This is a genomic window from Wandonia sp. (genome assembly GCF_984588085.1).
The window spans coordinates 23,492-35,462 of record NZ_CFIGVI010000015.1; the positions used below are offsets into that span (position 1 = coordinate 23,492).

Consider the following 11,971-nt stretch of genomic DNA (forward strand, 5'->3'; position numbering starts at 1 on the left):
AAATGTAGGAATTTATTAGCAGACTAAAACACCTCTCTGGCAATCACCTCTGTGGATGAAGAATTACTCATTGTATAATAATGAATGCATGGTGCACCCGCCTTTTTCAATTCCCTGGATTGGTGAACTCCCCATTCAATTCCTAATCTTTCTACATCTGCATTTGTCTTGCATTTCAGTAATTCGGCTGATAGCTCTTCCGGGTAATCAATATGAAAGAACTTGGGCAGAAATGAGATATGTGCCATCGTCTTAATTGGCTTAAGTCCCGGAATTATCGGAACTGTAATTCCTGCCTGACGACACTTCTCTACAAAGTCAAAGTATTTTTTATTATCGAAAAACATCTGTGTCACGATATACTCAGCTCCCGCATCTACTTTCTCTTTCAGGTATTGCAAATCAGTCGGAAGATTCATTGCTTCGAAATGTTTCTCAGGATACCCTGCCACTCCAATACAAAAATCCGTCGGTTCCAGTTTAATATCTTCAATGGAGTAATTTCCCTTGTTCATATCAACGATTTGACTCACCAATTCAACCGCATACGAGTGCCCTTCGGGATGTGCCCGGAAGTTACTTTCAGTTTTGATGGAATCGCCACGCAAAGCCAATACATTATCAATTCCTAAAAACTGAAGATCTATCAGCGCGTTCTCTGTCTCTTCTTTTGAAAATCCACCACAAATAAGGTGGGGCACAGCATCTACCTGGTACTTATTCATAATAGCTGCACAAATACCAACAGTCCCCGGGCGTTTTCTGATCGAAACTTTTTCCAGTAATCCCTGTCCCCGCTCCTTATACATATATTCTTCCCTATGATAAGTTACGTTGATAAATTTGGGTTTAAACTCCATCAGAGGATCTATCCCGTTATAGATAGATTGAATACTTTTTCCCTTTAGTGGCGGGAGAATTTCAAACGAAAAAAGAGTTTCTTTCGCGTTGTTAATATGATCTATTACTTTCATTAAAGTGCACTGTTTTCAATACCCGAATGTGCAAATATAAAGTTAATGAATTGACATTTATACCGAACTGCCAACTCATTAACCATTAGAGGAGGAATGCTATATTACTCCTAGTTCTTTTCCTACTTTTATAAATGCTGCGATTGCTTTGTCAAGATGTTCCCGTGTATGAGCTGCTGAGATCTGGGTTCTGATACGCGCCTGCCCTTTTCCTACCACAGGGTAGAAGAAACCAATCGCATATACACCTTCTTCAAGCAAGCGGTCAGCAAACTTCTGAGAAAGTGCCGCATCATACAGCATAATAGGAACGATAGGAGAGTCTCCCGGTTTAATATCAAAACCGGCTTCAATTATGTGTTTCTTAAAGTATTTTGTGTTCTCTTCCAGACGATCTCTCAACTCAGTTGTTGCACTCAGGATCTCAAAGATTTTGATGGACGCTCCAACGATACTAGGTGCCAGAGAATTTGAAAACAAGTAAGGACGTGAACGCTGACGAAGCATTTCAATAACCTCTTTCGGACCGGTAGTATAACCACCCATTGCTCCACCCAAAGCTTTTCCGAGTGTTCCCGTAATAATATCTACCTTGTCAAGAACACCATGGTATTCCGGCGCACCTCTTCCTGTTCTGCCAATAAATCCTGCAGCATGACATTCGTCTGTCATTACCAACGCATCGTATTTTTCAGCCAGTGCACAGATCTCATCCATTTTTGCAATATCACCATCCATTGAGAAGACACCGTCTGTCACAATAATCCGGTTACGCTGCGCCTGCGCTGCTTTTAGTTGTGCTTCAAGGTCTGCCATATCACTATGCTTATAGCGATAACGCTGCGCCTTACACAAACGCACTCCATCAATAATGGAAGCGTGATTCAACTCATCAGAAATAATCGCATCATCAGCGGTAAAAAGCGGTTCAAAGACTCCCCCGTTTGCATCAAAAGCTGCTGCATACAAAATAGTATCTTCCGTACCGTAAAACTCTGCTATTTTACGTTCTAATTCTTTATGGATATCCTGTGTACCACAGATAAAACGAACTGAGCTCATCCCGAATCCATGAGAGTCCAAAGCGTCTTTTGCAGCCTGAATCACTTCAGGATGTGATGACAACCCCAGGTAATTATTCGCACACATAATCACAACATCATCCTGCGTAGTTACGTTAACGGACGCTCCCTGTGGCGTGGTAATAATACGCTCCTTTTTATATAATCCTGCTTCTTTTATTTCTTTCAACTCCTGATCGAGTTGTGCTTTCATTTTTCCGTACATATTATTCAACTATTCGTTTTCTATTTCGACTGATCCAGTTTTTTCACCATGGTAAGAATAGTAGCCATTGCTACTGTCTCTCCCGTTTCATCATAAACATCTACCAGAAATTTAACAATTCCTTTTGCTATATCTTCCTCGGAACGTTTTTCCTGATCTACCTTTTCTTTTACTGTAAATCGCACGCCAATTGTTGCTCCGGGATATACCGGTTTTGTGAAACGTGCCTCATCAATTCCATAATTCAAAAGAACGGGTCCTTTTTTCGGATCGACAAACAATCCGGCAGCTTTGGAAAGGATGAAGTATCCGTGTGCCACACGCCCTTCAAAAATCGTCCCCGCCAAAGAGGTTGCATCCATGTGCGCATAGAAATTATCACCACTGACATTCGCAAAGTTGACAATATCTGCCTCGGTAACTGTGTGTTTATGTGTAAAAACAGTCTCTCCGATAATCAGTTCTTCAAAATGCTTACGGAATACATGTGGATTTGCTTCCGGCTGGGCTGCTCCGACCTGGAATTGTTTTGTTATTTCTGTTATTGTGGTAGGGTGTCCCTGAATAGCCGTGCGCTGCAGATAATGCAAAACACCTCTTTTTCCACCCATTTCTTCTCCACCTCCGGCACGTCCAGGACCACCATGTGTAAGAAGTGGCATCGGAGAACCATGTCCCGTACTTTCTTTTGCACAAGCTTCATTCAAGACGAGAATACGACCATGCATTGAAGCAGCTCCTACAACATATTCAGTTGCTACTTTATCATCTGCCGTAACAATGGAAGATACCAGAGAACCTTTTCCCAGTTTTGTAATTTCTATAGCTTCATCCAAATTCTTGTAAGGAAGAATTGAAGAAACCGGTCCAAAAGCTTCAATATTGTGGACATCTGTTTTTGTAAACGGATCATCATTCACAAACAGAATCGGGCTAAAAAACGCTCCTGCATTCTTGTCCGCTCCCACAACTTCAAAAGTATCCAGATCACCATATACGATCTGTTGAGATTTTGCCAATTGCTCTACACTTTCACGAACACGTTGTACTTGTGTACGGGTCGCCAAAGCTCCCATACGAACTCCTTCTACAGCAGGATCTCCAATTGTTGTAGAAGCCAGGCGTTTTGAAACTGCCTTCTGCACCTCTTCCACAAGATTCTCAGGAACAACAATACGACGAACAGCTGTACATTTTTGACCCGCTTTTACTGTTATCTCCCTAGTCACTTCTTTAATAAAGATATCAAACTCCGGTGAACCCGGAGTTACATCCGGTCCTAATACACAAGCATTCAACGAATCGGCTTCCAGATTAAATGCAACAGATTCCTCAACGATATGTGGCAGTGCTTTCAGTTTTTTTCCGGTAGCCGCCGAACCTGTAAATGTGACAACATCGTTACAATTTACGTGATCAATAATACCTCGTCCCAATCCGTTCACCAACTGAAGCGCCCCTTCTGGTAGGATCTTTGAGTCAATAATATCGCGCACCATAACTTCGGTAAGATATCCTGTATACTCAGAAGGTTTAACAATTGCCGGCACTCCTGCCATCAGGTTCACCGCAATTTTTTCCAACATTCCCCATATCGGGAAGTTGAAGGCATTGATATGAACCGCAACCCCTTCTTTCGGCACCATAATATGATGTCCTATAAACGTTCCCCCTTTGGAAAGCGGTGCGGCTACTCCGTCCACATAATAAGGCAAATCCGGAAACTGACGGCGCAGGGAAGCATTAGCAAACAAATTCCCTATCCCACCTTCAATATCAATCCAGGAGTCTATTTTAGTGGCCCCGGTCCACGCACTTACTTCGTAATATTTATTTTTCCTTTCCAACAGAAAAAGAGCCAATGCTTTCAGCATTCTTCCCCTTTCCTGAAAAGTCATTTTTCTCAACACCTTTCCTCCGACAGTACGACCATAATTCAGGATACTCTCGTAATCCAGCCCTGCACTGGAAGCTTCGCCTATCTTAGCTCCGGTTATTGCGTTAAACAATTCGATTTCTGTTCCGTCTCCGTCCATCCATTTTCCCTGGACGTAGTTCTGATATCGCTGCATAGTATTATACGTTTTTCAAAATAGAGCTCTAATTTACCTAAAATATTTGACCCGAAAAGAAATTTTACGCTACTGCAAATCATATCCGAATAGGTAATTCGCCCTATTGCCCACTGGCTTCGTTTACAGTATGTTTGTGTTCAATTAATAACGAAAAACTATTCTTATGAACCACAAAATCGTATTTACCGGATTATTCGTAGCCCTGATTGGGATGAGCTCTTGTAAAAAAGAAGAAATCATTGACGAAATTATTGATGAAACTCCCACCACTCAGTCAACTCCTCCACCATTCCCTACCCTTTCCAATTCAGACGGAACATTGGTTGCAATAAAAGTACAAAGTTCTCAATCTTCTCCTATCGGACCTGTCTCAATGACAATTGGATTAGGTGTCGCTGCATTTTATGAATCCAACAACATTGACAATTTAATTGATGCGGGAAATGTAAACGTAAACAGCAAACAATTGACAAAGCAAACAAACAATTCCTATGTGTTTCAACCGGACGCATCTAACGCCACAGGAGTTGATTTCAGCGGTGGTGTGTCATGGAGTGTAACAGGATCTGCTGCCGTAAGTGCCTTTAGTTTCGATCCTTCAATTGCCTTTCCTTCTGCCGGAGAGATTACCAGTTCAGAAGTGGTTAATAAGGCAAATGGGTACACGCTAACCATTTCCAGTGTTACAGATGCGGACTCTGTAATTTTCCAGGTTGGAAGTGTTCTAAAAACGGTTCCCGGTAACACAACGTCATGTTCATTTAGTGCTGCCGAACTTTCCGGTTTATCCAATGGCTCAAACGTCGCTCAGGTAGCTGCTTACAAAATGGAAAATGCTACGATAACAGGAAAAAGTTATTACTTCATCAATGAAACTGTTGCCACCAAAACAGTAACGATTGAGTAATAATTCGTACTATTGAAGTAAAGTAAAACAACTATGAAAACAGTATTTTTTGTGTCCGCAATAGCAATCCTGACACTTTTAACTTCCTGCAAAAAATGTGGCGAATGTTCTGTAAAAGAGAATAATGTCTACGACAAGGAGTATTGTACCGGAAATGCAATTGAAGATGCAATTTATGAAGACGCTAAAGAGGAATGCGAATACCTTGGTGGCACATTCGGATAGTTGATTAATTAAAAAGCCGGGATGAAAAATTATCCCGGCTTTTTTCTTCTCTATACTTCGCTAGTAAAGGAAATTATTATACGGATATCGTACTTCAAAAATCTTCTTTACTTCTTCATAAGTGATTTGTCTCAGTTCGTCAATATTCTCCTTTTTACTTGCAGAGATAAACACACATTTATCCTCAATCCTTGACACCCACATTTTCTTCAACTCGTCCAAAGAATATACTTTTTCTTCGTCTTCTTCCAAATCAAATTCATCTTTCGGAAAAAAACGTAAGGCATCAATTTTATTAAAGACTACGATTGTTGGCTTATCCGTACCGTCAATTTCCGCAAGTGTCTCATTGACTACATTGTAATGCTCTTCAAAATTAGGATGCGAAATATCAACGACATGTAAAAGTAAGTCTGCTTCTCTTACCTCATCTAATGTCGATTTAAAAGATTCCACCAACATGGTGGGCAACTTTCTGATAAATCCAACTGTATCCGAAAGTAGAAAAGGTAAATTGTCAATCACTACTTTTCTTACCGTTGTATCCAATGTTGCAAATAGTTTATTTTCTGCAAACACTTCCGACTTACTGAGCAAATTCATCAACGTGCTTTTTCCCACGTTTGTATAACCCACCAAAGCAACGCGAACCAATTGCCCCCTATTACTTCGCTGGATACTCATTTGCTTATCAATTGCCTTCAATTTCTCCTTGAGCAAAGCAATTTTCTGCTGAATAATACGCCGGTCGGTTTCGATCTGGGTTTCTCCGGGTCCCCGCATACCGATTCCCCCTTTCTGACGTTCAAGGTGGGTCCACATTCGCGTCAAACGAGGCAATAAATACTGATACTGCGCTAATTCAACCTGTGTCTTAGCGTGTGAAGTCCGCGCCCGTTTAGCAAAAATATCAAGAATCAGGTTGCTCCGATCCAGAATTTTACATTCCAGTATTCGCTCTACGTTCCGGAGTTGTGAAGGAGACAGTTCATCGTCAAATATGACAAGACCTATTTCTCTTTCGGTAATAAACGTCTTGATCTCCTCAATTTTTCCACTTCCGACAAAAGTCTTCGGGTTAGGAACATCAATTTTTTGTAAGAATCTTCCACACGTTTCCGCTCCTGCCGTTTCAGCCAGAAAGGCTAACTCATCAAGATACTCCCTTGCCTGCAATTCATCCTGGTGCTGCGTTATCACACCAACAAGAACCGCCTTTTCCGGTATATGTTCAGTTAAAATAAAATCTCCCATTCACTAATTCTGCAATGTTTGCACATGATCAATAACGGCCTGAATTTCTTCAGGAGTAAGCACTTCCTTAAAAGGCATCATATCTCCTGAACCATTCGAAACAATTTGTCCGATCTCATCCCGTGAAAGTGAAGAAATTGTCAGGTCTTTCGCTCCTGAAACTCCTCCTTTTCCATTGTATTTATGACAAGCTGCGCAATGAATATTGAACAACTTTTTTCCGTCTGCTTTTTCCTCCTTTTGCGTTGTCTGATTTCCAGTATCTTCAGGAGTTGAAGAACATCCTATCAGAAAAGCAGCAGATAACCCAATAGCAAAAAACCTTAGAACCATGATCCTCCCAGATTTCTGAATGGCCATGGAATACTTGCTATAATCAGGATCAATGCAAAAAAGTAAGCAATAAAAATAGTCTTGTGCTTTTTCGCAGGATCTTCTGCTCTTTTGGCTTTAGAATGCCCAACAGTAACCAAAATAATTGCCAATACCATACCAAATACATGCTCCAAACCATAAAAACGGTTTAGTGATGATTCAAACATATATTCAAAACTCACTTTAGAGCTTGTGAAGTACAGCACTAATCCTATTAGCAGCTGAATATGCATGAAAATCATGGCAAACAAATTCAGTTTTCGATCCCCTTCAGAGTATATTCCTGACTTTTTCTTCATCGTTGCATTAGCAATAGCCGCAATCAATAAAGCCAATACGATCCATCTTAATCCAGAGTGCGAACGCACTAAAATATTTACTACTGTGTCCATAATGTGTATTTGGAATCAAAAATACTTAAAATTCGCGGATTCTTGAGTTTTCAAACCTTTTAACTATTTTCACAAACTCGAAATATTCGCAGATGAGGAATTTACTGGTTATTTGTAGCTTTTTATTGATCTCAGCCGGTCTTTTTGGACAACTTTCCAGACCTGCTAACGGAGTAAAAGAATCCAAACCCAGATACGTTGGTATCAAAGGTGTTACACTTGTCGTCAGTAGTGATGAGATTATTGAAGATGCCGATGTTTTAATTGAAAATGGAAGAATCTCCAAAATAGGTACGACACTTCAGTTTCCTAAGGGAACACAAATTCATGAGTTCTCCGGTGAATATCTTATCCCTGGGTTTATAGAGATAAATACAGACATCGGAATTCAAGCAGCTCCACAGCAACATACCGGGAATCCGCATTCTCCTCAATTGGAAAGCAGCAAACAGGGACCCTATTATTGGAATGAAAGCATACATCCTGAAGTTCAGTCTTTAGACTTTTATCAATTTAATGCGAAAGAAGAATCGAAACTCTCAGATAAGGGGTTTACTTTCTCGGTTCCCCATGTCGCCAATGGGGTTGCCCGCGGAACTGCTCCCCTAATTGCATTGGGAGAAGTTCCACATCATGAAAAGGTACTATCGGGAAACGCAGCTGCTTTTTTTAGTTTACACAAAGGAAATTCAAAGCAAACGTATCCATCCTCTCAAATGGGAGCTATTGCCTTATTAAAACAGGCTATCATTGATGCGAAATGGTATGCAAACTCTTCTGATAATTCTGAGAATGTATCGCTTGAACATCTCTCAAAGCAACTGCAACAAAAGCTCTTCTTTACCGCAGAAGATAAACTGGAAGTATTGCGAATCTCAAAAATAAGTAAAGAGTTCGGGCTTGAAGCTGCTATTGTATGCGGAGGGGATGAATATCAGCAAATAGAAGCGATAAAAGCAGGTGGACATTCTTACATACTTCCGTTAAAATTTCCCGAAGCATTTGATGTGGTCAACCCCTTCATTGCAAAGGAAATTCCTCTTCGTTTATTGAAACACTGGGAAATGGCTCCTGCTAATCCAGCCATTTTTTATGCGGAAGAGATTCCTTTTGCCTTTACTTCTTCGGGAATTGAAAAAGCGAAAGACTTCTGGGCTGCCATTCATAAGACAATTGCAAAAGGACTTCCCTGGAAAAAAGCACTTGATGCTTTAACCTGCGTTCCTTCAAGAATTCTTGGAATGGACAATGAAATTGGTTCATTAGCATCCGGTAGGCTGGCTTCTTTCTCTGTTTATTCTGCTAATCCATTTACAGATAAGGATGCTGAACTTCTGGAAACCTGGAGCGTGGGACACCGATCCGTCCTAAAAACAAATACGACCAATGATATCCGTGGAACTTATAATCTTAAGCTTACCACTCATCTCTATACCCTTAAAATTGAGGGTGAGATGAATAAACTTTCTGCAACTGTCTACCCGGGAGCAGACTATAAACCCAAAGAAAAAGACACCAATGCCGTTGCCTGTACTATTTCTTTTAACGATCGGGATCTCGTTCTTCAGTTTAACCTGAAAGATTACCATTATAAAGGAGCTGTCTTGTTAAATGGGAAAACATATCCGAAAATGGGAGCCATGGAAGGTTCCGGAATGTTGCCAACAGGAGAATGGATTAAATGGACAGCCATAAAAAACACAGCTTACAAAGCGAACAAACCCAAAGAAGAACTGGCAACAATCGATACAATAGCCGGTAATCATATTTGGTTTCCGCACATGGCTTTCGGAAGAGACTCTCTTCCCACGCACTCAACCTATCTTATCCGGAATGCTACTTTGTGGACGGGGGAAGAGGAAGGCATTATTGAAAACGGGGATCTATTAATTGTTGACGGAAAAATCAAACATGTGGGAAAAGGAACTTTTCACGTCCCCTCAGGAACCAAAGTAATTGATGCCAAAGGAAAAGTCGTAACCGCCGGAATTATTGATGAACATTCACATATTGCAATTTCAAAAGGAGTTAATGAAAGTGGTCAGTCGGTAACGGCCGAAGTTTCTATCGGTGATGTTATCAACCCGGACGACATAAACATATACCGCCAGTTAGCGGGAGGGGTTACGTGTTCGCAACTTCTCCATGGATCGGCCAATGCTATCGGAGGTCAGTCAGCGATCATTAAATTAAAGTGGGGATTCGGACCGGATGAGATGCTTTTGGACAATGCCCCGAAATTTATCAAGTTTGCTCTGGGAGAAAATGTCAAACAGACCAATTGGGGAGATTTTCAGACGATTCGCTTCCCTCAGACCCGAATGGGTGTAGAACAGGTTTATTACGATGCTTTTTATCGTGCCCGCGCTTATATGGATGCTACTGCTAAAAAGAAAAAAGGGCAGCAACCGGAAACCAAACGCGATCTTGAACTGGAAGTTCTGGCAGAAATTCTCAGAGGAGAACGTTTTATCACCTGTCATTCTTATGTACAGAGCGAAATCAATATGCTAATGAAAGTTGCAGACAGTATGGGATTCACTCTCAACACGTTCACACATATTCTGGAAGGATACAAACTAGCGGATAAGATGCGAGAACATGGAGCCGGTGGATCTACATTTGCTGACTGGTGGGCTTATAAATATGAAGTAATTGATGCCATACCACACAATGCCAGCCTATTAACGGAACAGGGAGTAACAACAGCTATTAATTCGGATGATGCCGAAATGGGAAGAAGACTCAATCAAGAGGCTGCCAAATCCGTAAAGTACGGAAATATGTCTCCTGCAGAAGCCTGGAAGCTCGTAACTCTGAACCCGGCAAAACTTTTGCACCTTGATGATCGGATGGGAAGCTTAAAAGCCGGAAAAGATGCCGATATTGTTATCTGGTCAGACAATCCTTTATCGATTCACGCCAGAGCGGAACAAACCTTTGTTGACGGTTTATTATTGTATGATAGTCGATCAACTGAAAGCCTGAATACAAAAAACCAGGCAGAGCGCTCAAGGATCATTTCAAAAATGCTGAATGCTGCAAAAAACGGAGAAAAAATAGTTCCCTATTCTGCCAAAACCCTACCTCGTTATCATTGTGACACAGAAGAAACAGAACATCATCATGAAGCGCATTAATATACGCCCCCTCTTCCTTTGTCTTGCCTCCCTTTTTCCTTTATTCGGAAATGGGCAAACACCTGCTCAGAAGTTCGAAGGTAAAATTTTAATCGAAAACGGCGTTCTACACACCGGTACCGGTCAGGTTATTGAAAGAAGTTATATTGTCGTTGAAAACGGGAAAATCACTTTGGTCAAAAATGCCCTTGCTTATACATTAGACAAGTCGGAATTTGACACGGTAATCAATGCCCAAAATCAACATATTTACCCTGGATTTTTTGCTCCCAACTCCACTTTGGGACTTACGGAGATTGACGCTGTAAGAGCTACACGTGATTTTTATGAAGTTGGTGAGTACAATCCACATGTGCGATCACTCATTGCCTATAACGCGGAGTCTTCTGTTACCTCAACGGTACGTACCAACGGAGTTCTTTTTGCTCAGGCAACCCCAAGAGGAGGTGTGATTTCCGGAAGTTCTTCATTATTTCTTCTGGATGGCTGGAACTGGGAAGATGCCGTACGGTTACAGGACGACGGGATTCACCTGCACTGGCCCGGGTTCATAAAAAGAGGCTGGAAAACGGTGAAAACTAATGAACAGTATACTACCGAACGTGAAAAGGTGAATGATTTTTTCACTGCTGCAAAGGCATACGCTGAAGATAATTCGAAAGACAAATCAATTGACCTCCGCTTTGAGGCAATGAAAGGATTGTTCACAGGAAACAAACGATTGTATATACACGCCAATTACATCCAGGAGTTACTCGATATCATAGATTTTTCAAAAGAACTTACTGTACAATTCCCGGTCATTATCGGAGGATACGACAGTCATCTTATCACTGCCCAGTTGAAAGACGCAAAAATTCCTGTAATGCTGGGACGTGTGCATGATTTGCCACAACGTGAAAGTGATGATATTCACCTTCCGTTTAAGCTTCCGTACCTTCTTCAAAAAGCAGGTGTAACCTTCTGTCTTCAGAATGCAGGTGACATGGAAGCTATGAATGCCCGGAACATCCCCTTTCTGGCGGGTACTGCAAGAACTTACGGACTAACAACAGAAGAAGCCATCACAGCCATTTCTCTCAGTTCAGCTAAAATAATCGGAGTTGATAAATCATATGGTTCCGTCGAAGAAGGAAAAATGGCAACTCTCTTCATTTCAAAAGGAGATGCGTTAGACATGAGTGGAAACAAAATTACAACCGTTCTTGTTGATGGTAAATTTATGGATCTGACCAATAGACAAGAAGAACTCTATCAGAAATACAAGAGGAAATATACTCCTGAAGAAAACTAAAAGAACCTGAATAAAAAAGCCATTCTCAATGTGAGAATGGCTTTTTTG

10 protein-coding genes are annotated in these 11,971 nt (G+C 41.1%); 4 read left to right on the plus strand and 6 right to left on the minus strand.

Going from position 1 to position 11,971, the window contains the following annotated elements:
* Positions 1-23: 23 nt before the first annotated feature.
* The 3 genes from metF to paaZ form a co-directional block, all read right to left on the minus strand.
* The gene (gene metF, locus AC4PL9_RS07990; RefSeq protein WP_491604227.1) at positions 24-974 is read right to left on the minus strand and encodes a methylenetetrahydrofolate reductase [NAD(P)H]; all 951 of its coding nucleotides are present in this window, start codon (positions 972-974) and stop codon (positions 24-26) included.
* 99 nt (positions 975-1,073) lie between these two features.
* Positions 1,074-2,261, minus strand: coding sequence for a glycine C-acetyltransferase (kbl, locus tag AC4PL9_RS07995; RefSeq protein WP_491604258.1), 1,188 nt, complete (start codon positions 2,259-2,261; stop codon positions 1,074-1,076).
* Between the two features lie 20 nt (positions 2,262-2,281).
* Positions 2,282-4,333, minus strand: a complete 2,052-nt coding sequence (gene paaZ, locus AC4PL9_RS08000) for a phenylacetic acid degradation bifunctional protein PaaZ (RefSeq protein ID WP_491604228.1) — start codon at positions 4,331-4,333, stop codon at positions 2,282-2,284.
* Positions 4,334-4,499: 166 nt separating this feature from the next.
* Here paaZ and AC4PL9_RS08005 point away from each other — a divergent pair, with 166 nt between their 5' ends.
* Together AC4PL9_RS08005 and AC4PL9_RS08010 are read left to right on the plus strand one after the other, a co-directional pair.
* Positions 4,500-5,243 carry a hypothetical protein gene (locus AC4PL9_RS08005; protein ID WP_491604229.1) on the plus strand — a complete coding sequence of 248 codons (744 nt, stop codon included), beginning with the start codon at positions 4,500-4,502 and terminating at the stop codon, positions 5,241-5,243.
* A gap of 33 nt (positions 5,244-5,276) precedes the next feature.
* Positions 5,277-5,468: a hypothetical protein gene (locus tag AC4PL9_RS08010; protein WP_491604230.1), complete on the plus strand. Its 192-nt coding sequence runs from the start codon at positions 5,277-5,279 to the stop codon at positions 5,466-5,468.
* 60 nt (positions 5,469-5,528) lie between these two features.
* Here the strand turns inward: AC4PL9_RS08010 and hflX are convergent, their stop codons facing one another.
* The 3 genes from hflX to AC4PL9_RS08025 are packed head-to-tail and all read right to left on the minus strand — an operon-like array spanning position 5,529 to position 7,489.
* Positions 5,529-6,722 carry a GTPase HflX gene (gene hflX / locus AC4PL9_RS08015; RefSeq protein ID WP_491604231.1) on the minus strand — a complete coding sequence of 398 codons (1,194 nt, stop codon included), beginning with the start codon at positions 6,720-6,722 and terminating at the stop codon, positions 5,529-5,531.
* A gap of 3 nt (positions 6,723-6,725) precedes the next feature.
* Entirely contained in the window at positions 6,726-7,055 is a 330-nt protein-coding gene (locus AC4PL9_RS08020; RefSeq protein WP_491604232.1) for a c-type cytochrome, read from the minus strand.
* A complete protein-coding gene (locus AC4PL9_RS08025) occupies positions 7,046-7,489 on the minus strand; it encodes a hypothetical protein (protein WP_491604233.1) in 444 nt (147 codons plus the stop codon). Before AC4PL9_RS08025 ends, AC4PL9_RS08020 begins: the two co-directional genes overlap by 10 nt.
* Positions 7,490-7,581: 92 nt before the next feature.
* Here AC4PL9_RS08025 and AC4PL9_RS08030 point away from each other — a divergent pair, with 92 nt between their 5' ends.
* Complete coding sequence (locus tag AC4PL9_RS08030; RefSeq protein ID WP_491604234.1) at positions 7,582-10,629, plus strand: amidohydrolase family protein; 3,048 nt, start codon at positions 7,582-7,584, stop codon at positions 10,627-10,629.
* Entirely contained in the window at positions 10,616-11,923 is a 1,308-nt protein-coding gene (locus AC4PL9_RS08035; RefSeq protein WP_491604235.1) for an amidohydrolase family protein, read from the plus strand. Before AC4PL9_RS08030 ends, AC4PL9_RS08035 begins: the two co-directional genes overlap by 14 nt.
* Positions 11,924-11,971 lie beyond the last annotated feature (48 nt).

Excerpts from the sequence above, each read along its gene's own strand:
- metF (WP_491604227.1), bottom strand. The coding sequence starts at position 974 with ATGAAAGTAATAGATCATATTAACAACGCGAAAGAAACTCTTTTTTCG.
- kbl (WP_491604258.1), bottom strand. The coding sequence starts at position 2,261 with ATGTACGGAAAAATGAAAGCACAACTCGATCAGGAGTTGAAAGAAATA.
- paaZ (WP_491604228.1), bottom strand. The coding sequence starts at position 4,333 with ATGCAGCGATATCAGAACTACGTCCAGGGAAAATGGATGGACGGAGAC.
- AC4PL9_RS08005 (WP_491604229.1), top strand. The coding sequence starts at position 4,500 with ATGAACCACAAAATCGTATTTACCGGATTATTCGTAGCCCTGATTGGG.
- AC4PL9_RS08010 (WP_491604230.1), top strand. The coding sequence starts at position 5,277 with ATGAAAACAGTATTTTTTGTGTCCGCAATAGCAATCCTGACACTTTTA.
- hflX (WP_491604231.1), bottom strand. The coding sequence starts at position 6,722 with ATGGGAGATTTTATTTTAACTGAACATATACCGGAAAAGGCGGTTCTT.
- AC4PL9_RS08020 (WP_491604232.1), bottom strand. The coding sequence starts at position 7,055 with ATGGTTCTAAGGTTTTTTGCTATTGGGTTATCTGCTGCTTTTCTGATA.
- AC4PL9_RS08025 (WP_491604233.1), bottom strand. The coding sequence starts at position 7,489 with ATGGACACAGTAGTAAATATTTTAGTGCGTTCGCACTCTGGATTAAGA.
- AC4PL9_RS08030 (WP_491604234.1), top strand. The coding sequence starts at position 7,582 with ATGAGGAATTTACTGGTTATTTGTAGCTTTTTATTGATCTCAGCCGGT.
- AC4PL9_RS08035 (WP_491604235.1), top strand. The coding sequence starts at position 10,616 with ATGAAGCGCATTAATATACGCCCCCTCTTCCTTTGTCTTGCCTCCCTT.